Source organism: Phragmitibacter flavus, assembly GCF_005780165.1.
In the GTDB taxonomy this organism is placed as follows: Bacteria; Verrucomicrobiota; Verrucomicrobiia; order Verrucomicrobiales; family Verrucomicrobiaceae; genus Phragmitibacter; species Phragmitibacter flavus.
Genome location: NZ_VAUV01000008.1, coordinates 74,274 through 94,596, shown reverse-complemented (window position 1 = coordinate 94,596; position 20,323 = coordinate 74,274). Strand labels below are relative to the sequence as shown.

Annotated in this window: 23 protein-coding genes; 7 read left to right on the top strand and 16 right to left on the bottom strand. The window is 59.1% G+C overall.

The features are described from left to right. Nucleotides 1–27: 27 nt before the first annotated feature. From FEM03_RS11825 to FEM03_RS11795, 7 genes are all read right to left on the bottom strand, one after another. Nucleotides 28–1,272 (bottom strand): hypothetical protein, encoded by a 1,245-nt coding sequence (locus FEM03_RS11825; protein ID WP_138086476.1) that lies wholly within the window; start codon nucleotides 1,270–1,272, stop codon nucleotides 28–30. A 153-nt stretch (nucleotides 1,273–1,425) separates the two neighbouring features. Continuing rightward, on the bottom strand, nucleotides 1,426–1,671 hold the full coding sequence (locus FEM03_RS11820) for a hypothetical protein (protein WP_138086475.1): 246 nt from the start codon (nucleotides 1,669–1,671) through the stop codon (nucleotides 1,426–1,428). A 4-nt stretch (nucleotides 1,672–1,675) separates the two neighbouring features. After that, complete coding sequence (locus FEM03_RS11815) at nucleotides 1,676–1,936, bottom strand: hypothetical protein (protein WP_138086474.1); 261 nt, start codon at nucleotides 1,934–1,936, stop codon at nucleotides 1,676–1,678. Nucleotides 1,937–2,109: 173 nt separating this feature from the next. Beyond that, nucleotides 2,110–3,213, bottom strand: a complete 1,104-nt coding sequence (locus FEM03_RS11810) for an FAD:protein FMN transferase (RefSeq protein ID WP_138086473.1) — start codon at nucleotides 3,211–3,213, stop codon at nucleotides 2,110–2,112. Continuing rightward, a complete protein-coding gene (locus FEM03_RS11805; protein WP_138086472.1) occupies nucleotides 3,204–4,904 on the bottom strand; it encodes an FMN-binding protein in 1,701 nt (566 codons plus the stop codon). Before FEM03_RS11805 ends, FEM03_RS11810 begins: the two co-directional genes overlap by 10 nt. Before the next feature lie 110 nt (nucleotides 4,905–5,014). After that, on the bottom strand, nucleotides 5,015–5,941 hold the full coding sequence (locus FEM03_RS11800; RefSeq protein ID WP_138086471.1) for a ribokinase: 927 nt from the start codon (nucleotides 5,939–5,941) through the stop codon (nucleotides 5,015–5,017). A 73-nt stretch (nucleotides 5,942–6,014) separates the two neighbouring features. Continuing rightward, the gene (locus FEM03_RS11795; protein WP_138086470.1) at nucleotides 6,015–7,043 is read right to left on the bottom strand and encodes a nucleoside hydrolase; all 1,029 of its coding nucleotides are present in this window, start codon (nucleotides 7,041–7,043) and stop codon (nucleotides 6,015–6,017) included. 55 nt (nucleotides 7,044–7,098) lie between these two features. On the opposite strand from FEM03_RS11795, the gene FEM03_RS24410 reads away from it, so the two are divergent. Beyond that, nucleotides 7,099–7,332, top strand: coding sequence for a hypothetical protein (locus FEM03_RS24410; RefSeq protein WP_166442806.1), 234 nt, complete (start codon nucleotides 7,099–7,101; stop codon nucleotides 7,330–7,332). Beyond that, the gene (locus FEM03_RS11790) at nucleotides 7,293–7,823 is read left to right on the top strand and encodes a nucleotidyltransferase (RefSeq protein WP_138086469.1); all 531 of its coding nucleotides are present in this window, start codon (nucleotides 7,293–7,295) and stop codon (nucleotides 7,821–7,823) included. Before FEM03_RS24410 ends, FEM03_RS11790 begins: the two co-directional genes overlap by 40 nt. Nucleotide 7,824: 1 nt before the next feature. Here the strand turns inward: FEM03_RS11790 and FEM03_RS11785 are convergent, their stop codons facing one another. From FEM03_RS11785 to FEM03_RS11775, 3 genes are all read right to left on the bottom strand, one after another. After that, nucleotides 7,825–8,853, bottom strand: a complete 1,029-nt coding sequence (locus tag FEM03_RS11785) for a nucleoside hydrolase (RefSeq protein WP_138086468.1) — start codon at nucleotides 8,851–8,853, stop codon at nucleotides 7,825–7,827. 83 nt (nucleotides 8,854–8,936) lie between these two features. Next, nucleotides 8,937–9,698 carry a hypothetical protein gene (locus FEM03_RS11780; RefSeq protein ID WP_138086467.1) on the bottom strand — a complete coding sequence of 254 codons (762 nt, stop codon included), beginning with the start codon at nucleotides 9,696–9,698 and terminating at the stop codon, nucleotides 8,937–8,939. Between the two features lie 281 nt (nucleotides 9,699–9,979). Further along, nucleotides 9,980–11,758 carry a glycine--tRNA ligase gene (locus tag FEM03_RS11775; RefSeq protein ID WP_138086466.1) on the bottom strand — a complete coding sequence of 593 codons (1,779 nt, stop codon included), beginning with the start codon at nucleotides 11,756–11,758 and terminating at the stop codon, nucleotides 9,980–9,982. Between the two features lie 45 nt (nucleotides 11,759–11,803). Between FEM03_RS11775 and FEM03_RS11770 the strand changes: the two genes are divergently transcribed. From FEM03_RS11770 to FEM03_RS11760, 3 genes are all read left to right on the top strand, one after another. Then, nucleotides 11,804–12,523 (top strand): murein hydrolase activator EnvC family protein, encoded by a 720-nt coding sequence (locus FEM03_RS11770; protein WP_138086465.1) that lies wholly within the window; start codon nucleotides 11,804–11,806, stop codon nucleotides 12,521–12,523. A 25-nt stretch (nucleotides 12,524–12,548) separates the two neighbouring features. Then, complete coding sequence (locus tag FEM03_RS11765) at nucleotides 12,549–13,091, top strand: DJ-1 family glyoxalase III (RefSeq protein ID WP_138086464.1); 543 nt, start codon at nucleotides 12,549–12,551, stop codon at nucleotides 13,089–13,091. A gap of 67 nt (nucleotides 13,092–13,158) precedes the next feature. Next, complete coding sequence (locus tag FEM03_RS11760; protein WP_166442805.1) at nucleotides 13,159–13,872, top strand: class I SAM-dependent methyltransferase; 714 nt, start codon at nucleotides 13,159–13,161, stop codon at nucleotides 13,870–13,872. A gap of 114 nt (nucleotides 13,873–13,986) precedes the next feature. On the opposite strand, the gene cobA is transcribed toward FEM03_RS11760, so the two are convergent. The 5 genes from cobA to FEM03_RS11735 form a co-directional block, all read right to left on the bottom strand. Further along, complete coding sequence (cobA, locus tag FEM03_RS11755) at nucleotides 13,987–15,516, bottom strand: uroporphyrinogen-III C-methyltransferase (RefSeq protein ID WP_138086462.1); 1,530 nt, start codon at nucleotides 15,514–15,516, stop codon at nucleotides 13,987–13,989. Between the two features lie 37 nt (nucleotides 15,517–15,553). Further along, nucleotides 15,554–16,633: a hydroxymethylbilane synthase gene (hemC, locus tag FEM03_RS11750; protein WP_138086461.1), complete on the bottom strand. Its 1,080-nt coding sequence runs from the start codon at nucleotides 16,631–16,633 to the stop codon at nucleotides 15,554–15,556. 12 nt (nucleotides 16,634–16,645) lie between these two features. Then, a complete protein-coding gene (hemA, locus tag FEM03_RS11745) occupies nucleotides 16,646–17,731 on the bottom strand; it encodes a glutamyl-tRNA reductase (protein ID WP_138086460.1) in 1,086 nt (361 codons plus the stop codon). A gap of 178 nt (nucleotides 17,732–17,909) precedes the next feature. Next, a complete protein-coding gene (locus FEM03_RS11740; RefSeq protein WP_138086459.1) occupies nucleotides 17,910–18,227 on the bottom strand; it encodes a Dabb family protein in 318 nt (105 codons plus the stop codon). A gap of 36 nt (nucleotides 18,228–18,263) precedes the next feature. Continuing rightward, entirely contained in the window at nucleotides 18,264–18,638 is a 375-nt protein-coding gene (locus FEM03_RS11735) for an NADH-quinone oxidoreductase subunit A (RefSeq protein WP_138086458.1), read from the bottom strand. Between the two features lie 68 nt (nucleotides 18,639–18,706). On the opposite strand from FEM03_RS11735, the gene FEM03_RS11730 reads away from it, so the two are divergent. Next, a complete protein-coding gene (locus FEM03_RS11730) occupies nucleotides 18,707–18,925 on the top strand; it encodes an AraC family transcriptional regulator (protein ID WP_138086457.1) in 219 nt (72 codons plus the stop codon). 74 nt (nucleotides 18,926–18,999) lie between these two features. On the opposite strand, the gene FEM03_RS11725 is transcribed toward FEM03_RS11730, so the two are convergent. Beyond that, nucleotides 19,000–19,332 (bottom strand): hypothetical protein, encoded by a 333-nt coding sequence (locus FEM03_RS11725; RefSeq protein ID WP_240772752.1) that lies wholly within the window; start codon nucleotides 19,330–19,332, stop codon nucleotides 19,000–19,002. Between the two features lie 186 nt (nucleotides 19,333–19,518). Between FEM03_RS11725 and FEM03_RS11720 the strand changes: the two genes are divergently transcribed. After that, nucleotides 19,519–20,289 (top strand): sulfite exporter TauE/SafE family protein, encoded by a 771-nt coding sequence (locus FEM03_RS11720; RefSeq protein ID WP_166442804.1) that lies wholly within the window; start codon nucleotides 19,519–19,521, stop codon nucleotides 20,287–20,289. Nucleotides 20,290–20,323 lie beyond the last annotated feature (34 nt).

The following is a 20,323-nucleotide window of genomic DNA, read 5'->3' as shown; positions in this document are numbered from 1 at the left end:
GACTACTTCTCCCGTGTGGGATTTGAACTAGGGAAATGTCAGGTGTTTGGTCTGGGTGAGGATGATACGGATGGCTTGTTTTTCGGTGGGAGGTAGGTAGGCGTAGGCGGGGTGGGGGTTGGTGAGATTGAGGGCGGAGGCGAGGTGATGGTGGACGCGGTCTTTGAGAGGGGCGGGCATTTGGTCCCAGAGTTCAGTGTGGATCATGTAGCTGCAACGGAAGCGCAGGAGTCGGGTGCGGAGGTCGAGGTCGCGTAGGGAGGCATTGTGGTGGTTGGGGAGGGCGTGACGGTTGAATTTTTGGAAGGCGGTTTTGTAGGCCGGATCGCCGGCGATGCCGCCGGGGGGCAGGGGGACTTCGTCGGCGAAGAGGATGTAGCGGACGATTTTTTGAGCGTGTTGATCGAGGAGGGATTGTTGTTCCTGGGTTAGCTGGCCGTTGCTCAGGTGTTGGGCGTGGCGGGCGCGATAGGTGCCTTCGATGACGAGGTTGATGAAGCCGGCCTGGTGCTCGTGAAGGAGGTGGGCGAGCATGTCGCTGGTCTGCACGGGATAGTTGCTCCAGTTGAAGTGCTCTCCGGGTCGGAAATATTGGGTTTGCAGGCCTTTCGGGGACAGTTTGCCGACGAGGTTGCCGTGGTGTTTTTTGATGGAGCCTTCGCCGGTGATGTGCCAGCCTCCGAAACGTTCCTCAAAGGGGATGCCATGGCCAAATTGGTTGCGCCGGAAGGCTTCGAGGGTGCCGCCAGTGATGCTGGGAATGGCGGATTCGACGGCGTGGCTGGGGACGAAGTTCTGGCGTTCGCCGGAGTGGCAGTTCATGCAGCGGGTGGAGCGATCGATGACGGGCAGGCGGCCGTCACGGGGGATGTCGAAGATGTAGAAGATGGCGCCGAGGGCCGGGTCGATGGAGAGGATTTCGAATCGGCCACCGGGAACGTAACCGACGGAGGTGTCGTCGTTGAAGTAGATGGCGCGGGGGCGGTTGGCATTGATGAGGCCGCTTTGCAGGCTGGTGGCGGAGAAGACGAGAAGCTGAGAGGAGACGGGGATGTCGAGCTCGTCGAGAAGTTGATGAAGGACGGAAAGTTCGTCTCCAGGCGTTAGAGAGATACGACCGGCTTCGATGGCGTCGGCGAGCTGGGTGAAGCGGTCTTTAGGGTGAGTTTCCCAATAAAGATGGGGGGCGGTGTCGAGGTCGGCATGCGCGTCTCTTTCGGTCGCTTGGACTGGGGCGAACGAAAGGAGGGCGAGGATGGCGAGGAGACGCATGAAGACAGAACGTGGCCAGCGGGTTCTGTTTAGCTACGAGTTGGAGCGGCGGGTTGGGTCGTCCGGGTGGCTTTTTACGCCAGAAAGTCGAAAGCTCGGCCCGAGCCTTGGGTTAAATGCACAGCAAGGCTCGGGACGAGCCTTCTACTTTGGCTAAACGGGAAGGCCGAAGGCAATCGCGAACATGTCCTCGGCGATGTCGGGGCTGAGGCGCAGCATGTCCTGCATGATCTGCTCGGAGGTGAGCTCGTTCATGGGGGTGTCCCAATTGGGGCCGAAGGCGAGGGCGGCAGCGGCGGAGACTCCCGATTCGACTTCAGGGGTGAAGTTGAGGGTAGGGGGCCAGGGGGAGATGTCGGCGATGTTGAAAGTGGTGGTGGAGACGGTGGTCGTGGTCATGACGTTACTCAGCGGTGTCGGGTTGAGGGGACGAATCGACGATTTCCACCTTGCCTTCTCCTAGGGAGCGCCATTGCACGGGCTGAAGGAGCTTGTCCTTCACGAGCTGCTGAACGGCGTTGTTGACCAGGTAACGCACCACGTCTTGCGGGGTGCCGCCACCGTAGAAACCCTCCATGGCGAGCACCTCAAGGTAATGCTTCAACTGAGGCGTGAACGCAATCGTCATGCTCTCGGTTTCGACACTGTTTTTGGGGCGGGCCATGGATTAAGGCGGGATAAAAACCGAATTACAATCCGGTTTTAATCGCGCTGGCCCCAAAGAGCAAGTTTTAATCGGGTTTTAATCCGATTAAAATGGCTTTTATGGTCGGTTTATCAAATTTGAGACTGAATTATGGCGTGTGGAACGTGTTTTGCGTGGGTTGAATATTAAGATTATTGCTTCAATGATGGTTGTGAATCAAGAAATTGTGGGGATGGGGGGATGGTTTGTTCAAGGAAAAGCGCAGAAATGGAGTGTTTGCTGGCCAACGCGGGGCCTTTTTGTGGGCCGAGGATGAGCAGGATGGTGGCCCAGGCATCGGCTTGCAGGGCGGATTTGGCTTTGACGGTGACGGAGCTGAGCGGGTGGGTGATGGGGCGACCGGTGCGGGCGTTGATGAGGTGAGAGTGGCGCTGGCCGTTTTGTTCCCAGTATTGCTGGTAGACGCCGGCGGTGGCGATGGCTTCGTTCTGAAGGGGGGTGGTGCTGGCGATGGCGGTGCGGTCGGGGCCGGGGGTTTGGATGCCGACGGTCCAAGGGGTGTTTTTGGCACTGAGACCCGAGGCGATGATTTCGCCGCCGATTTCGAGGAGAAAATGTTGATGGCCGGTTTGTTGGAGCCGGGTGGCTAGGTGGTCGAGGGCGTAACCTTCAACGAGTGAGGAGAGGTCGATGCGGAGGGCGGGATCGGATTTACGCAGGGCGGGTGGGGTGGTCTGGATGTGGAGTTTTTGCCAGTCGACGTGGGCTTTGGCGGCGATGATGTCGGTTGCGGAGGGGATCTGGCGGGGTTTTTTGTCAGGTCCGAATCCCCACAGAGTCAGAAGGGGGGGAATGGTGATGTCGTAGGCGCCGTCAGTGATTTGGGAGAAGTGCTGGGATTGCTGGGCGAGGTCGGCGAGTTCCTGAGGGACGGGGATCCAGTCGGTGCTGGGAGATTGGTTGAAGTTGGTGATGGCGGAATCGGTGCGCCAGGTGCTGAAGATGGATTCGAGTTCGTCGAGGCGAGATTGGATGAGGTCCTGAACGTTGGCGGGGTGGTCGGTGAAAATTTTGAGGGTCCAGGTGGTGCCCATGGTTGGGCCGCCGAGGGTGTGGAGCTGGGTGGCTGGCTGGCAGGTGGTGAGGACGAGGGTGAGTAGGAGTAGGAGAAGTGACGCGGGCTTGTAGCCTGTGATGGAACGGGTTGGGGGCGTGGAGACGTTCGGGATGACAGGCAGAATGCCTGTCTCACCCACAGGCTGAAAGCCTGTGTCACGTTGATTAGTTAGGTCCATGCGAGTTGCCAGTGGAGGAGGGCGGCGAGGAGCAGGAGGGCGAGGGCGACGGCATCTTTTTTGCCGAAGTGATCGCTGGCTCCGGCGTAGCGGACGAATTTTAACAGGGCTCCGGTGGGGCAGCCGTAGCGGCAATAAGCCATGGGGGTGAAAAGGGAGAAGATCAGTCCGGCAATGGCGGTGAGGAGGATGCCCCAACCGGCGACGGTGACGAGCCAGGCGTCGAAGGCTTCGAGTTTGTTGATGTCAATGTTGAGGCCGAGCATGACGATCACCAGGATGAAAGTGAGCAGCAGCAGGGGGATGGTTTCGAGCAGCCGGTTGAGCGGGGCGGGGATGCGGAGATGGTTTTTGTTTTTGAGGCGTTTTGAGAGCCATTGCTGGAGGGCTCCATGGGGGCAGTAGTGATGGCAATAGAATTGGCGTCGGGTAAACAGGGGAAGGGCAAGAGCAAGGGCGGTGAGGAGGAGCAGGACGGGGGCGGATTGCCAAGGGACACCGTGTCGCGACCAGCCGGTGAGAAGACCTTGGGAGATCATGGCACCGGAGTAGAGGCCAGCGTAACCAATGAGGGCGATTTGATGCAGCGCTCGGGCCCAGCGTTTGCCGCGCAGGGAGGTGAAGGTCATCAACACGGAAAAAGCGATGACGGCGAGGAGGCCGTAGTCGGCGGGTTTAAGGGTGGGGAGTTGGATTTGGAGGGAAGCGCTTGGAGGGGGCTCGATGAGGGCGGCGGCGCGGCGTTTCATCCCTTCGGACATGGCCCAGCTGGTTTGGGTGGCTCCGGTGGCTCCGGCGATGCCAGCGGCGTTGAAGTCGAGAGTGGCAAGCTGGTCGAGGGTCATGCCGGTGAAGGTCTTGGCGAAGAATTTGTCGCCGGTGGCATAGGCCACGTATTCGGCGTTATCGAAACTTTTGCGCAGGTGGAAGCTTTCGATTTTGGTGCCGGTGGGATCGAGGACAATGAGGGTGTCGCTGGGGCCTTTGTAACCGACGATGGCATCGCTTTGAGGGGCGGTGCGGGTGACTTGGGCGAGGATGTTTTGTTGGGCGTCGAGGACTTGGAAGATGTCGGGATGTTTTTCGAGGGGTTGGAGTTGGGCGGCGTCGGGTTTGAGTTTTTGGATCTCGGCGAGGGTGAGGGGTTCGGGGAAGCGCAGGGAGGGGGCGTTGCCGCCGAGGCGTTTGAGGATGCCTTGGGCGATGGCGTCGCTGGTGAGGGTGGCGCCGCTGACGAGGTCGATTTTTTCGGGGGGTTGGAGGTCGCCGAGTTTGAGGTTTTTAAAGGTGTTGAAGAAGGGGCGATTTTTGAGGACGGTGGCGAGATGGTCGCTGGTGTCGTCGCTGTGGAGGATGCGGATGCCGATGACGCGGGCCTGGGGATCAAGAGCGATCAGGGAGTTGGTGGGACCGGAGTAACCGATGATGTTGTCGGAGACGGGCGAGGTTTGGGTGACGAGGCCGAGGGTGTCGCCGTAGGTGTTGAGGACTTTTTGGATGCCGGACTGGGGGTCGCGCGGGCCGAGGGAATCGGCTTCAGGGAAGAAGTCGCGGATGCGGTCCGGGGTGAGGGTGGCATCGCGCTGGGCGCTGAGCCAGTCGTGTTGTTGGTGGATGAGCCACGCAATGGCCACGAGCACTCCGGCGCGCCAGGCGCGGAGGAGGATGGAGTGGGCGGCGGAGTGAAGCATGGGTAAGTGCCTACTTCAAGGCGGGATGGGACGGTGTGCAAGTGGGAGGTTTGAAAGTAGAAGGGCCGCCCCGGCCCTTTTTGATGGATGAAAGGCTCGGGACGAGCCTTCTACTTTCGCTGACTCAGTGCCTTGGTGACTTGTGCGTGGGTGGGGATGGCTTCCTGGGCACCGGGTTTCAAGGTGGCGAGGGCAGCGGCGGTGTTGGCGTGTTGAAGGCAGATGGGGAAGTCGAGTCTTTGGGCGAAACAGGTGGCGTAGGTGCCGGCGAAAGTGTCGCCTGCGCCCACGGTGTCGAGGGGGTCAACCGGGAATGCGGGCATTTCGATGTGGGCTTCGGGGGTGATGCCGAGAGTTGAGTTGGCTCCTCGTGTGATGATGAGGCGGTTGATGCGATGGGTGGCGAGGGCTTTTTGGAGAGAGGAGATTTGTTTGAGGGTTTTGGGACCGAACAGGGCGGCGGCTTCGTGCTGGTTGACGACGAGGGTGTGGATGGGGTGTTTGCCCCAGGGGAATTGATCATGCCAGGGTGAAGGGTTCATGATGACGGGCACACGATGTTTTTCGGCGAGGCGCAGGGATTCAACGATGGCGGGTTGAGGGACTTCCCATTGCAGAAGAAGGGCGCGGGATTGGGCGATGAGGGTTTCATGCTGGCGGAGGTGCTGGGGTTTGAGATGGGCGTTGGCTCCGGCGTTAACGATGATTTGGTTTTCGGCGGAGTCGTCGACAGCGATCATCGCGCTGCCGGTGAACTTTTTGGAGAGGGTGAGGATGGCCTCGTGGTGGATGTGATGATTTCCGAGATGGTTGAGGTAGGCGATTCCGGAGGGGTCGTCACCGATGCAGCCGATCATGGAGATCTGCGCACCTTGGCGGGAGGCGGCGATGGCTTGGTTGGCACCCTTGCCACCGAAACGTTGGATGAGGCTGGTCGAGGCAATGGTTTGACCGGGTTTGGGGAGCTTGGGGACGCGGGCGATCCAGTCGATGTTGAGGGAGCCGACGACGGTGATGTGGGGCTTGGGTGGGCTCATGAAGGGCGAATGGTGGGTAGGCAGGCAAGACCGACGAAACGTCGTTGGTTCGTTGGTTCGATGGGTCGTGGGCTTATGGCTGCTTGAGTTCTGCGGGTGGCTCGCTGGAGAGTTGGACGCAGGCTTCGCGGACGCGTTCGGCTTGCAGGGGATCCATGATGAGGAATTGGCTGAGGCCGGTTTTTTCGTCTTTTTTGGGTCTGACGAAGCGGGTGAAACCGTCGTCATCAATGACGACGGTGCCTTTGGGGGAGCGGGTGAAGTAGTTGCGGTCTGGATGAACAACGGCGAGGACGGAGGTCAGGTCCCAGGTAGGGCGGTCGTGGGGAGGGGGGTTGTAGAGATAGTAGGCGTCTTTAAGAGGGTGATGGGGGACGTAGTTGTAGTCGCGTTCGATGCTTTGATGGGGATAAGCGGCGGCGCGGCCGATTTCGTATCCGCTCCAGAGCATGGGAGTGGGCCATTGGGTGGCGAGTTTTTGGGCGGAAGGGATGTCGATGCGAACGTTGTATTCGGAGTAGGCATTGTTGTAATCGATGGTCTGGAAGGATCCGGCCATGAGGCTGAGGAGTTTTACTTTTTGTTGGATGAGATCGCGACCGTTGAGTGGCGAATGTTCGTCGGGCGGGGTGTCGAGCAGGCGGGCGAGATTGGTAAAAAAACCGACCTGGACGATGACGACTGAGCGATCAGGTTGGGCGGCAAGGGTTTGGCGGAGGACGGTGAGGGCGTCGGGAATGGGGCCGGTGCTTTTGAGGTCGTGGGGGTATTTGTCGGGCTGGTCGGCGAGGATGTTAAATTTGCCGTCTTCTTTGGTCATGCCGTCGCGCACGATGCCGATGGGGAGGTTGGGTTTGCCGTAGAAGGTGTTGATGACGTCGGTGAAGGCGGCGGCTTTGGGGTTGTCTTTGGTGATGGTGACAGCGAGGAGTTTGCAGGCACCGCGTTTTTCGAGGGTGTGGATCATGCCGAGCGCGAGGGCGTCATCGACGTCATTGCCCATGTCGGTGTCGAAGATAATGGAGACCGGCTGCGCGTGAACGAGGGTGGCTGCGGCGAGGAAGGGGAGGAGGAGGGCGAAAGCGAGAAGTGGTATTTTCATCAAGGGAATTCTCGTTGGTGTTGGTGTTGATTGGGTGTTGTGCTAGTCTAGCGCAATGGATCAAGGTGGATCAGTGATCAATGTTGAGGAGTTTATTGGGAAGACCGTGGGAAGACGTCGTCCTTCTGCCGACGGATTGGCGACGGGATTTGCGATGCAGAAGACGCTGAACCAGTTTTTGAAGAGTGGCGGCCATGTAATGGCGCGGCGTGGAGTCTATAGGTTTCGCAGTCATGAGGAGGCAAATGCATGGACGATGAAGACGTTGAGTCCGAAGAAGGGGAATTGATTTCGCGGGCTCCGACCCAGGAGGATGTAGTCGCGTTGTGCCGGGCGTTGAATGAGCTGGGTGTCAGGTATGTGATCGTGGGTGGGTTTGCGATCATCAATGCGGGTTATCCGAGGACGACTGGTGATGTGGATGTGATGATTGATGCGAGCCTGGCGAACGAGGCGAAGGTGTTTCAAGCATTGGAATTTTTGCCGGACAAGGTGGTGAGGGAGTTGAAGCCGGGCGAGGTTTCCCAGTATGTGGTGGTGCGGGTTTGTGATGAAATTGTGGTCGATTTGATGGCGTCGGCTTCGGGGATTGATTATGCGGAGGCGAGCTTGCATACGGTGACGCGGGTGATTGATGGCGTTTCCATTCCGTTTGCTTCGCCGAAGCTGCTGTGGCGGATGAAGTCGAAAACTTACCGGGAAAAGGATGCGGCGGATTTGGTGTTCTTACGTGAGCACTACAGCAAGGAAATTTTTGGCGAGGACGGGATGGGCAGTTAAGTTAAGGTTGGGGTTGGCGGGGTGGTTGGACGACAAACTGGACGATGGCTTCGAGGACGCGGGCGGTTTGGGTGGGGGTCATGGTGAGGTGGCGGTCGCGACCGGGTGGCTGACCTGGGTCTTTTTTGTCGGGGATAAATTTGGTGAAGGCGTCGTTGGCGACGCTGACGCGGCCGGTGGGGGAAAGGCCGAAATAGTTTCGGTTGGGGAAGACGGCGTAAAGGACGCTGCTTTGGTCCCAGCTGGGTCGGTCTTGATCGGGGCCGGGGTAGAGGAGATAGGAGGCTTTGACGATGTGATGAGGGAGATAATTGAAGTCGAGTCGGATACTGTCGCGGGGATAGGGGAGGGCATGGCCGATCTCATAACCGCTCCAGATGATGGGGACTTCGTTGGGCCATTGATTGGCGACGGTTTGCATGGCGGGGATGCCGTTGTAGATGTTGGCTTCGAGGTGATAGTTGGTGTCGTGGACGTTGGTGAAGGCTCCGGCCATAAGGGAGAGGATCTTTATCTTTTGGCGGATGAGGTCGGGACCGTTGAGTGGGGAGTGTTGGTCGGGTTTGGATTTGATGAGGTTGGCGAGGTTGGAGGCGATGCCGACGCTGATGAGGGTGACGCTGTGGTCGGGCTGGGCGGCGAGGGTGCGGCGCAGGAGGTCGACGGCTTCGTGGGCTTCGTCGTTGGATTTCAGGGTGTGGGGAAAGTGACCGGATTCGATGGCTTTGAGGAAGCGGCTGTCACGCTTTTGAGCGGTGGGGTCGCGGGTGACGCCGATGGGGAGGTTGGGACGGCCGTAAAAAGTGTTGGTGGCGTTGACGAAGGGGACGGTGAGGGGATTGTGTTTGGAGATGGTGACGGCGAGGAGTTCGCAGGCGCCGCGGTCGGCGAGGGTGTGGCACATGGCGAGGGCGAGCACGTCGTCAACGTCACCTGTGATGTCGGTGTCGAAGACGATGCGCGGGTTTTCGGCTGCCTGCAGGAAGGAGAGGGAGGCCAGGGAAAGGAGGGAAAGGAGTATGGATTTCATTGATCGATAAGAGGTGCGCCTTTGAAGGCCGTTAGATGATAACGGCAAGGCGGATTCCTTTTTTGCTGGCTTCGGTTTAACGATCAGGCCGGAAGTTTACTGGCCTGGAGGAGGAGGTCGCCGTTGGCGAGGTTGCCGTTCATTTTGCGGCGGTAGATGTGGTGGTTGGGGGGAACCATGTGGTGGGTGAGGCCGCATTTCATGAATTGGATGGCGATCCCGGGGGATTCCTGCCAGTCTTTGGCGTTGATGTTGCCGCCCTGGCAGTAGAGGGTGTGGTCGAATTCGGCTTTGGCGTGGACTTCGCCGTCGTGGATGTGGACGGTGGGGAAGAAGAGTTGCTGGGGATGGGCGCTGGGGAAGGTGAAGGCCATGGGATGGACGGGGCCGCGGGTGGGTTTGAGTTTGAAGACGGCAAATCCATAGTTGGCGTAGCCGGGGAGTTTTTTCCAGGTATCAGCGGGGAAGCGAAAACGTTCGTCGAGGCGGGTGAAGTCGGCGACGGTGGGGACGAAGCTGGCGTCGTAGCTGCCGACGGAAACGACTTCGAGCTTGGCGGCGCGGGGCGTGGCGCGGTCGGTGGAGAATGGTCCGGCTTGTTTTCTTCTGAGTGCAGGGAAGCCGCTTTCCATGTCCTCGAAGAAGCGGGGATATTTGCTGAGGTCAATGAACTTCATGGCTTTTTCGCCGGAGTTGGGAACCACGGGGACGGGTAGGACCATGGCGAGTTCTTCGTTAGCGCCGATGGACATGGCGTAAGCGATGAACTGATTCACTCCGTCACCGAGGCGGGCGAAGATGCGGGTGTTGTTGACGTAGTCGACGGGTCGGGTGAAGCAACACATGAGGGGGAGTTTGCCTGATGTGATTGCGAATGGAAAGGGCGAAATCGTGGAAACGAGCGGGGGATTTTATGTCGCCCTTGCAGGGCTCGGGATACGGCTGTGGGATACCCAGGGTTGCACCCAGGGCTAACTTAGATTGCGCCTTCGGCGCTGATGATGGGATCGGTTGAGATGGGGCGGACTTTGTTGAGGGGCGCAGCTACGCCCCCGGGGCCTCGGCGCGGAGGTTGCGGTTGGCGGTCGGCGGAATCGAGCCTCCTTACGTCGGCTGCTACTCTGGATTAAATGCGGGCTAGCAGCCAGGGGAGGAGGTCGGCGATGGGGACGCGGTGTTGGGCGGCGCTGTCGCGTTCGCGGACGGTGACGGTGTCGAGGAGCTCTGGACCTTTTTCGCCGAGGGTGTCGAAGTCGATGGTGACACCGAAGGGGGTGCCGGCTTCGTCTTGACGGGCATAACGACGACCGATGCTGGCGGTTTCGTCGTAAAAACAGTTGAGGTGCTTTTTGAGGGCGTTATAGACGCTGCGGGCTTTGGCGACGATTTCGGGTTTGTTTTTCACCAACGGAAACACGCCGACTTTGATGGGGGCGATGCTGGGGTGGAATCGCATGATGGTGAGGGTCTCGGTTTTGCCTTTGTCGTCGGTTTTCTCGACTTCGTTGTAGGCAAGGGAGAGCACGGCGAGGGCGAGTCGGTCGAGGCCGGCGGAGGGTTCGATGACGTGGGGGACGTAGTTGCCTTTGAAGAGGCGTTCAAACCAGGCGCGGACGGCGGGTTCGGGGAGGGGTTCGCCTTTGGTTTTGGAGGCCTCGGCGGCGAGACGTTTCTGGATGAGGGCTTCTTTTTGGTCGTCGCTGAGTTTGGCGGCGGCGGCTTTGAGTTCGTCGTCAAAAAATTCCTGGGGGCGGCCGCTGTGTTTTTGGTGCTGGCTCAAGTCGAAATCGCCACGGGCGGCGATGCCTTCGAGTTCTTCGGTGCCGAAGGGGAATTTGAAGAGGATGTCGACGCAAGCGCGGGCGTAGTGGGCGAGGTCGTCGTTGGTCTGCCAGTAGTAGTCGAGGACGTCGGTGCCGAGGCCGATGCTGGCGTAGAATTTGGTGCGTTGGTCGACCCAGTAGCGGTGCCACATTTCCCAGCCCCAGTTGGGTTGGGGTTCGCTGAGGTCGGCGGATTCGGACCAAGGGGCGACGGCACCGTGGATGATCTCGATGGCTTCATCGGGTTTGATGAAGAATTCGAGTTCCATTTGTTCGAATTCGCGGGAGCGGAAGGTGAAGTTTTTCGGGGTGACTTCGTTGCGGAAGGCTTTGCCGATCTGGCAGATGCCGAAGGGGACTTTGACGCGTGAGGAGTCGAGGACGTTTTTAAATTGGGCGAAGATGGCCTGGGCGGTTTCGGGGCGCAGGTAAGCGACGTCGGCTTCGGTGGCGGTGGGGCCGACGTAGGTTTTCAACATGAGGTTGAAAGGTCGGGCCGGGCCGAGGGCGGCACCGGACTCGGGGTGAAAGTCGACGGAGATTTCGACGGTGTCGAGTTTGGTTTCGTCGAGGAGTTCGATTTCTTCAGGCTTGCCTGCGGCATCACCAGCGTTTTGGGCGATGAGTTGGCGGACGCGTTTACGGAAGCTTTCGATGTGCTCACCGTTTTTGATGAGGACCTGGATGGTGCGGGCGATTTTCCAACCGGTGGGCGATTGCGCGCCGCTGAACTGGATGATGGTGCCGGATTGGGGATCGACATGATCAGCGCGGACGCGTTTGTTGGTGAGGGTGCACTCGCGCATGAGGTCGGCGAAGGTAGCGGTGTGGCCGGACGCTTCCCAGATCTTGGGGTGCATGATGATGGTGGCATCGAGACCGACGACGTCTTCGCGGTCGCGGGTCATGGTGCGCCACCAGGCTTCGCGGAGGTTGCGTTTGAGTTCGGCACCGAGCGGGCCGTAGTCCCAGAAGCCGCCGATGCCGCCGTAGATTTCGCTGGATTGATAGATGAAGCCGCGGCGTTTGCAGAGGCTCACGAGCTTTTCCATGGAGGCGGTATCTTTTTTGTCGGCGGACATAGGTGGGTGCGGTTGGAGGGATGGGGGGTGCTTAACTAGCCATGGATGGGCGAATGTGCAAGGGAGTTGAAGGTTGAGAGTTGGGAGTTGAGAGTTGAGAGTGTGTTGATGAGGGTGTTGATTTTTGGTTTGTTGATTTTGATGGCGGTGTCCGGGTGCCGGGAGGTGCCGACGGAGGTGGTGCCGTTGGATGCGGCGTTTCTGCGATTGTCACCGATTGAGGCGGCGGAGTTGCCGCTGGCGACGCGGTTTGAAATGCCGATGGGCGGGGAGAATGGGGCGTTGGTTTACAATGCGCAGCCGTTTCGGGTGACGCGGCATTTGGGGGACGATTGGAATGGCATTGGAGGATGGAATTCAGACAAAGGGGATGCGGTTTTTGCTAGTGGGACGGGAAAGGTGGTTTATGCGGGGGTTCCGGGACCGGGCTGGGGAAACATGGTGATCTTGGCGCATCGGGTGGCGGATGAAGGTGCGGTGTTGGGATGGTCGGTTTACCAGACGGTGTATGCGCATCTGGAGTCGATGGAGGTGAAGTCGGGAGAAGTGGTGGAACGTGGGAAAAAGATCGGGACAGTGGGGACGGCGGATGGTCAGTATTGGGCGCATTTGCATTTTGAGGTGCGACGCAGTGATGCCGTTTATCCGGGGGTGGGTTATGCGGATGCTCCGCTGGATCGGGTGCCGCCGGATGCATTCATCAAGGCGCACGGAGGACTGGCCGGGAAGATTTTTGCGCCTGCGCCAATGGAGGTGGGCGAATGAGGAGTGGATGTGGTAGGGTTGGTTTATGAGCAAACGTGTGTTGTGTCTTTTGGCGAATGGATTTGAGGAAATTGAGCTGGTGAGTCCGGTGGATCTGCTGCGCAGGGCGGGGGCGGAGGTGGTGCTGGCTTCGGTGGAGGATTCGCTGGATCTGACCGGGCGCAGCGGGATCAAATTGCAGGCGGAGGTGCTGCTGGATGAGGTGGCGGGAGAAATGTTTGATTTGCTGTTGTTGCCGGGTGGGCCGGGGGTGAAGGTGTTGCGCGAGGACGGCAGGGCGGCGATTTTGGCGCGGGAGTTTTATGAGGCGGACAAGCCGGTGGCGGCGATTTGTGCGGCGCCGACGATTTTGAAGGATGCGGGGATTTTGCCGGGCCGGCGTCATACTTCGCACTCAAGCGTGACGGATGAGTTGCCGGATTCTCTGTTGGAAGAGTTGGTGGTGATTGATGATCACGTGATCACCTCGCGGGGAGCCGGCACGGCGCTGGAGTTTGGGCTGGTGTTGGTGAATCAGTTGTTTGGGGAGGAGAAGCGTCGCGAGATTGCGGTGGCGATCATGCATTGATGGATGGATGCAAAGATATGAGATGATTTTCTTCTTGGCATTTGGCGCTTTCATGAGAACAAACGGGATGCCGTCGCCTGAAACTTTGCCGCCCGGGAAATCTGAGTTTGATGAATACGCGGATGACTATGATGCCGCGTTGAACAAGGGACTGGCGATCACGGGTGAGGCGAAGGAGTATTACGCGGAGGGTCGGGTGAAGTGGCTGAAGCGGGTGTTGGGAGAGCAAGGGTTGGCGATGCCGGAGAAAGTGCTGGATTATGGTTGTGGAACGGGGACTTCGGCGTCGGTGTTGTTGGAGGGTTTGGGGTGCCGGGAGTATGTGGGATATGATCCTTCGGCGGACAGCATTGAGCAGGCGCGCCATTTGAATCCCGGGCTGCCGGTGCGGTTTACGAATGTGGCGACGGAGGTTCCGGAGGGGGTTTTTGATCTGGCTTTTTGTAATGGGGTGTTCCATCACATTCCGTTGGAATATCGGGCAGAGGCGGCGTCGATGGTTTGGAAGAGTCTGAAGCCGGGCGGGGTGTTTGCGTTTTGGGAAAACAATCCGTGGAATCCGATGGTGGTGTGGATGATGTCGCGGGTGCCGTTTGACCGGGATGCGATCATGCTGTTCCCGGCGAATGCGATGCGGTTGCTGCGTGGGGCGGGGTTTGAGATTGTGGCAAAGGACTACCAGTTTGTATTTCCGAAATCGCTGGCGGGGATGCGGGGGCTGGAGCCGTCGATGAGGAAACTGCCGCTGGGGGGGCAGTATTTGGTTTTGGCGAGGAAGTGAGGGGGAGTGGGGGAGCTTGGGCGCCTGAGACCGACGGAACGTCGGTGGTCCGACGGGGTTTGCCGACGACACGTCGGCGCTCCATGTTGGCCGACGATGCGTCGGAGCGTTGGGCTAGGCTTGTTCCTGGATGGCTTTGACGAGGCCGGGGATGCTGTGTTCTTTGGCTTCGATGTCGATGCGCAGGCCGTTGTCGCGCAGGGTTTTGGAGGTGATGGGACCGATGCTGGCGATGCGGGTGGTTTCGGCCAGGGGGAGGTTCAGCTTCAAGAAATGTTCGACGGTGGAACTGCTGGTGAAGGTGATGATGTCGGGGGCTTGTTCTTTGAAACGCTGCACGGCATCGCTGTCGGCAGATTCGGGAACGGTGCGGTAGGCGATGGCTTCATCGACGATGGCACGCAGGCCGGTGAGTTCGTTGCCGAGAACTTCGCGGGTTTGCTCGGCCTTGACCCAGAGCATGGTTTGGTTCTCGACGTTGATTTTTTTGAAGGCGGCGACGAGGCCTTCGGCGACGATTTTTGCGGGGATGAGGTCGGTATCGAAGCGGTAGCTGCGGATTTTTTCGGCGGTGCCGGGTCCGATGGCGGCAATCTTCACACCGCCGATGGCTCGGGCGTCTTTGTAGAGTTTATAAAACATGTCGAAGAATTTTTCGACGCCGTTGGGACTGGTGAAGACCAGCCAGTCATAAGTGTGGCAGTCCATGACGAGCTGGCCGAAGGCGTTGAGATCTTTGGGGGGCTCGATGCGGATGGTGGGGAGTTCGAGGACGTCGGCACCGAGGCTGCTGAGGCGATGGCTGAGGTCGCCGGCTTGCTGGCGGGTGCGGGTGACGACGATGCGTTTGCCGAAGAGGGGGCGTTTTTCGAACCAGTTGAGGGTGTCGCGTTCGAGCACCACGCTGCCGATGACGCAGACGGCGGGGGCCTTGAAGCCGGTGTCGGCGATGATTTTTGCGATGGTCGACAGATTGCCTTCGATGGTTTGCTGTCGGCCGGTGGTGGCCCAGCGGGTGAGGGCGACGGGGGTGGAGGGATCGGCGCCGTGTTCGATGAGTTTGCCGGAAATTTCGGCGATGCGTTCGACGCCCATGAGCATGACCTTGGTGCCGTCGGCTTGGGCGATCTTGGCGTAGTCGAGGGAGCTTTCGGGTTTCGTGGGGTCTTCGTGGCCGGTGAAGATGGTCAATTGGGAACAGTGGGAGCGATGGGTCACCGGGATGCCGGCGTAAATGGGTCCTGCGATGGCGGAGGTGATGCCGGGGACGATTTCGAAAGCGATGCCGGCGTCATGCAGTTCGCGGGCTTCCTCGGCACCGCGACCGAAGAGGACCGGGTCGCCGCCTTTGAGTCGGGTGACGATTTTTCCCTCTTTGGCTTTGGCGACGATGAGGGCATTGATCTCGTCCTGGGTGAGGGTGTGATCCTTGGCTTTTTTGCCGACGTAGATTTTTTCAGCGTCGGGTTTGGCGTAGCGGAGGAAGTCGGGGTTGCTGAGATAGTCGTAGAGAAGGACGTCGGCGATTTCGATGCATTCTTTGGCGCGTAAGGTGAGCAAGCCCGGATCGCCGGGGCCGGCTCCGACGAGGTAGCAGATGCCTTGGGTTTCAGTGGAAGATGAGATTGAGGAAGAAGCGGACATTTTGAAAGTGGGAAGTCGGAAGTCGGAAGTGGATAGATTAGCGCGTGACTTCGGCGGCGGCCTGGGAAGCGGCGAGGAGGGGTTGGGTGAGGGGCGCGCTGGTGTTGATGACTTGAGGGGGGGCGTCGGGCGTTTGTTCGTCGAAGACCCAGGCGGTGAAGGTGAGGGTGTCTTCGATGATTTCGGTGTGGGCTCCGATGGGGGTTTGGCAACCGGCGTGGAGGAGATGGAGGAATTCGCGCTCGGTGCTGATGCGGGCGAAGGTCGGGGCGTGGTTGATGGCGGCGAGGTAGGCTAGGGTGACGGAGTCGGTTTTGCGGGCTTCGATGCCGATGGCTCCCTGACCGGCGGCGGGAAGGAATTTCCCGCAGGGGAGAATGGCGGCGGGGAATGTGATAGGGAAGTCGGGAAGTGACACAGACATTTTGTCTGTGGGTGAGGCAGATATGTTGTCTGCCAGGGATTGAGGTGAGATTAAGGCTGAGGTTGGGGGCGTGGAGTCGGAAGGGACAGACAGGATGTCTGTCTCACCCACAGGCTGCAAGCCTGTGTCACTGCTTAGAAGTCCAAGGCGGACGAGGCCGGCTTTGGCAAGGAGAATGGCGTCGAGGTCGCTGGGAAGTTGCAGTTTTTTGATGCGGGTGGGAACGTTGCCACGGATTTCGACGCATTCAACGTCGGGGCGAAGCCAGTGGATTTGACGGATGCGGCGGACGCTGCTGGTGCCGATCTTGGCGCCGGGGGGAAGGGTTTCGAGGGTGTAACCATCGCGGCTGATGAGGACGTCCTCAATCGGGGCGCGTTCGAGAACGGCGGCAATGAGAAAGGCTTCGTCGAGAACGGTGGGGACGTCTTTGAGGCTGTGGACGGCGATGTCGATGCTGCCGTCGTGCAGGGCGAACTCGAGTTCCTTCGTGAAGATGCCTTTGTCGAGGCGGTCGCCGTCGGTGAATTCTTTGAAGCGCAGGTCGGGGCGTTTGTCGCCGGTGGTGGCGATGACGACGCGTTCAACGTGGAGTTCAGGATGGGCGGCGCGCAGGGTGGCTTCGACCATTTCGGCTTGTTTGAGGGCGAGTTCGCTGCCGCGGGTGCCGAGGCGCAGGGTATGTGGAGTCAAGGGGCGGGCGGGTCAGGGATGAGAGTTGCGTGCGGTGGCGGTGATGGGAACCAGGGCGGGAGCTGAGGCGGGGTTGCTGGGGGTGCTGAGATAGCCGAATTTGTGAAGTTGTTGTTCGATAAGTTCTTCGCACTGGATAAGGGAGCGTTCGCGTTCGCGGCGGCCTTCGTCGGCGATGACCTGCAGGGAGTCGATGTCGTAGAGGTAGACTTCGTCGAAATCATCGATGGCGGGATCGACATCGCGAGGAACGGCGATGTCGATGACGTAGAGGGGGCGGCCATGGCGTTTGCGCATGACGGGTCCGATGAGCTCGGGTTTGACGACAAAATGGGGGGCGCTGGTGCTGCTGATGATGATGTCAACATCATGGACCGCGCGTTCCCACTGGTCGAAGCGCAGCGCTTCGCCGCCCATTTCTTCGGCGAGCAGGACGGCGCGATCGTGAGACCGGTTGGAGACGATGATGCTTTTGGCACCACGGGAGAGTAGGCTTTGGGCGCAGGTGCGGCTCATGTCGCCGGCACCAATGAGAAGGACTTTGCTGTCGCGGAGGTTGCCGAAGATTTTTTCGGCGATTTTGACGGTGACGCTGCCGATGGAAGTGGTGCCGCGCTGGATGTTGGTGTCGTTGCGGACCAGTTTGCCGACGGTGAAAGCGCGTTGGAAAAGCTTGTTGAGGGAGCGCCCGGTGGCCCCGGCTTTGAGGGCGGTGTCGTAGGCGCTTTTGACTTGTCCCAAAATTTCGGTTTCGCCGAGGACCATGGAGTCGAGTCCACTGACGACGCGGAACAGGTGTCGGGCAGCGGCATCTTCGCTGAGCTGGTAGGTGGTGAGGGCCTGACGCTGGGCGGGGCTGAGGGCGAAGTGGTCGACGAGGTATTGGCGGAGCTTTTGCAATCCTTCCTCCGGGTTTTCGTCGTTGCAGGCGGAGTAGATCTCGACGCGGTTGCAGGTGGAAAGCACGACACTTTCCTCAAACCCGGGCAAGGCGGTGACCTGGCGGGCGGCTTCGGGGAGGTGGCTTGAGGCAAAGGCCAGCCTTTCGCGCAACTCCAGGGGAGTCGTGCGATGGTTCAGGCCAAGGCAAAGGAACATTCAGAAAAGCACGGGTGAGGGGGTCAGCGGGCAAAAGCAACACTGGCCTGAACAGATTACTATGCCAGACGACGTTTCTTGCGCAAGCCTGTGGTGGGGCGACCTTTGCAGGCTTTCTGCGAGGGGCGACGGCATGGGAACCTGCCAGTATTGGCTACGTCGGCGGGGACCCGGCAGGTCAGGAGTATTTGACGTCCTTGCGGGGGTCCATTTCAAAAGTGAGGACCTGGCGTTTGTCGACCGAGGGATCGAGAACTTCGCGGACAAACTTAAAATATTGGGCGTCGTCCTGGAGGATGGCGAGTTTGTCGAGGCTCTCGGCTTCGATGCTGAGGAACCAGTCCCAAGGATCGCTGTCCTTGATGCGTTTGCCGACGTTGAGGTGCAGCACTTCGCGAATGCGCAGCAGGCTGGTGCGTGAAGTCCACATCATCTCCTCCAAACGTTCGGCGGTGATTTCGGGTTTGAGGGTGAACAGGGAGACCTGGCAGATCATGATAAAATCTCGAAAACCGTCCTAGCGACCACCGGCCTATGAGCTCCAGTCGAGCGCACGCTTGCGCCAGGCATAGATGAAGGCGACGAGCAGGATGCCGACAAAACCGAGCATGGTGAAAAGGATGTCGGCACCGTAGGCAACCAGATAATCTTTATAGATGACGGCCCAAGGATACATGAAGACAACTTCGATGTCGAACAGCACGAACAGCATGGCGACGATGTAAAATTTCACGCTGAAGCGTGGCTGGCCTTCGGTAATGGGGAGCATGCCGCACTCGTAAGCGGAGTCCTTCATCGAATTGCGTTTGGCGGATCGACCGAAGAGCACGCTCAGGAGCAGGGTCATTCCAGCAAAACCAGCGGCGAGGAGCGCTTGCAAAAGAACGGGCGAGTAGTTTTCGAGCATGACGGGCGGGGCGGTTCGAATGGAGGAGGGAGGGGAACGACGAGGGCAGAGTAAGTGGAGGGACGGTGGTGTCAAGTGGGCAGTCGGAGGTCGGAGGTCGGAGGTCGGAGGTCGGAGGTCGGAGGTCGGAGGTCGGAGGTCGGAGGTCGGAGGTCGGAGGTCGGAGGTCGGAGGTCGGAAGGCGGAAGGCGGAAGGCGGAAGGCGGAAGGCGGAAGGCGGAAGGCGGAAGGCGGAAGGCGGAAGGCGGAAGGCGGAGGTGGATTGGGGTGGCCTGCTCGCGAACTAGAAGCCAAAAAAAGACCGCCCGGTGTGCGGGCGGCCTTTTTGAAATGAACGGTGAGTAGAAACTAAACGACTTAATTAACGAGCGGCTGCGGCTGCGGCTGCAGCGGCTTCGGCACGGGCCAGAGTAAAAGTGCTGGCGGCTTGTTCGATGCCTTTGAGGCCACGATAGCTTTTGAGCTTTTTCTCAACCAAACCACGACCGACGAGGTTTTGAAGTTTTTCGTAGGAGCGGAGGCGTAACATTTCTTCGCCACCACTTACCGCATTTTTTAGTTTGAGATTTTCGTAAACCAAACCAAACAAGACATTGAATTCATAAGTCTTGCTTTCCGAGAGAACGTTCACCAATTCATCTGTTACATGATCAGGAACCCTACGTGAAAAACGTGTCTTTCTTACGGTAGCCATAGACAGCTAGAATAGCACAGCATCGGCATTTGGCGAACGGTTTTGTTGGCCAATGTGCAATTTTTTCCTGTAAACAGGCGGTTTGCAGCCTTTTTGTAAGAAATTAGCAGCAAATCCGTTTGTGACATTTTCCTGCGGTTTTTTCGTTGCGCATGACCTGTTAGCATGGATGGCAGGTGGTCTTTGATGCCGTTCCCCGACTCGATTCTCGACCAAACTTTGCTAACCAGTGGCAGCGCTTTGTTGCTCGCGCTGGTCGGAGCCTTGTTCATCGGCATGGCAAAGGCGGGCCTGGCGGGCTGTGGATTGGTGAGCGTGGTGTTGTTTGCGGAAACTTTGGGAGCGAAAGCTTCGACGGGTGTGGTGCTGCCTTTGTTGATCGCGGCAGATTTGATGGGCTTCTGGCTGCTGCGGCGTGGTGGCTCCTGGAAACAGGTGTGGCCGTTGGCGCCGCCTGCCATTTTGGGGGTGGTGATCGGATGGTGGCTGCTCGACAAGCTGGACAATCTGCTTGCCCGACAGGCGATTGGATGGGTGATTTTAGCGCTTCTCGCGCTGAAATTGCTGTTGGATTGGAAGCGGGATCAGCTCGCGCACCTGCATCGGCATGCGATTTTCACATGGGGAATCGGCGTGGCGGCGGGGGTGACGACCATGCTGGCAAATGCGGCAGGGCCGGTGATGGCGGTTTATTTGCTGGCTCACCGGCATGGAAAGGCGGATTATCTGGGCGTTTTCACGCGCTTTTTCCTTTTCATTAATTTGGTGAAGGTGCCGTTTAGTGCGCAGATCGGACTGATCAATGGGCCGTCTTTATGGACCAATGCCCTGCTCTTGCCGGCGGTGGTGGGAGGCATTTTTCTTGGCTGGCGGGTGGTGAAAGTGATGTCGCAGAAGGTTTTTGAGTGGGCGATGTTTGTGTTTGCCCTGCTGGCTGCAATCCGGTTGGTGGCTTGAGTGGAAATTGGATAGATTGCGCGGTTGATCGCGT

Excerpts from the sequence above, each read along its gene's own strand:
- FEM03_RS24410 (WP_166442806.1), top strand. The coding sequence starts at position 7,099 with ATGGATCAAGGTGGATCAGTGATCAATGTTGAGGAGTTTATTGGGAAG.
- FEM03_RS11770 (WP_138086465.1), top strand. The coding sequence starts at position 11,804 with ATGGGCGAATGTGCAAGGGAGTTGAAGGTTGAGAGTTGGGAGTTGAGA.
- hemA (WP_138086460.1), bottom strand. The coding sequence starts at position 17,731 with ATGTTCCTTTGCCTTGGCCTGAACCATCGCACGACTCCCCTGGAGTTG.
- FEM03_RS11815 (WP_138086474.1), bottom strand. The coding sequence starts at position 1,936 with ATGGCCCGCCCCAAAAACAGTGTCGAAACCGAGAGCATGACGATTGCG.
- FEM03_RS11820 (WP_138086475.1), bottom strand. The coding sequence starts at position 1,671 with ATGACCACGACCACCGTCTCCACCACCACTTTCAACATCGCCGACATC.
- FEM03_RS11725 (WP_240772752.1), bottom strand. The coding sequence starts at position 19,332 with ATGGCTACCGTAAGAAAGACACGTTTTTCACGTAGGGTTCCTGATCAT.
- FEM03_RS11785 (WP_138086468.1), bottom strand. The coding sequence starts at position 8,853 with ATGAAATCCATACTCCTTTCCCTCCTTTCCCTGGCCTCCCTCTCCTTC.
- FEM03_RS11805 (WP_138086472.1), bottom strand. The coding sequence starts at position 4,904 with ATGCTTCACTCCGCCGCCCACTCCATCCTCCTCCGCGCCTGGCGCGCC.
- FEM03_RS11765 (WP_138086464.1), top strand. The coding sequence starts at position 12,549 with ATGAGCAAACGTGTGTTGTGTCTTTTGGCGAATGGATTTGAGGAAATT.
- FEM03_RS11760 (WP_166442805.1), top strand. The coding sequence starts at position 13,159 with ATGCCGTCGCCTGAAACTTTGCCGCCCGGGAAATCTGAGTTTGATGAA.
- FEM03_RS11720 (WP_166442804.1), top strand. The coding sequence starts at position 19,519 with ATGCCGTTCCCCGACTCGATTCTCGACCAAACTTTGCTAACCAGTGGC.
- FEM03_RS11825 (WP_138086476.1), bottom strand. The coding sequence starts at position 1,272 with ATGCGTCTCCTCGCCATCCTCGCCCTCCTTTCGTTCGCCCCAGTCCAA.
- FEM03_RS11780 (WP_138086467.1), bottom strand. The coding sequence starts at position 9,698 with ATGTGTTGCTTCACCCGACCCGTCGACTACGTCAACAACACCCGCATC.
- FEM03_RS11790 (WP_138086469.1), top strand. The coding sequence starts at position 7,293 with ATGGACGATGAAGACGTTGAGTCCGAAGAAGGGGAATTGATTTCGCGG.
- FEM03_RS11740 (WP_138086459.1), bottom strand. The coding sequence starts at position 18,227 with ATGATCTGCCAGGTCTCCCTGTTCACCCTCAAACCCGAAATCACCGCC.
- FEM03_RS11735 (WP_138086458.1), bottom strand. The coding sequence starts at position 18,638 with ATGCTCGAAAACTACTCGCCCGTTCTTTTGCAAGCGCTCCTCGCCGCT.
- cobA (WP_138086462.1), bottom strand. The coding sequence starts at position 15,516 with ATGTCCGCTTCTTCCTCAATCTCATCTTCCACTGAAACCCAAGGCATC.
- FEM03_RS11795 (WP_138086470.1), bottom strand. The coding sequence starts at position 7,043 with ATGAAAATACCACTTCTCGCTTTCGCCCTCCTCCTCCCCTTCCTCGCC.
- FEM03_RS11775 (WP_138086466.1), bottom strand. The coding sequence starts at position 11,758 with ATGTCCGCCGACAAAAAAGATACCGCCTCCATGGAAAAGCTCGTGAGC.
- FEM03_RS11810 (WP_138086473.1), bottom strand. The coding sequence starts at position 3,213 with ATGGACCTAACTAATCAACGTGACACAGGCTTTCAGCCTGTGGGTGAG.
- FEM03_RS11800 (WP_138086471.1), bottom strand. The coding sequence starts at position 5,941 with ATGAGCCCACCCAAGCCCCACATCACCGTCGTCGGCTCCCTCAACATC.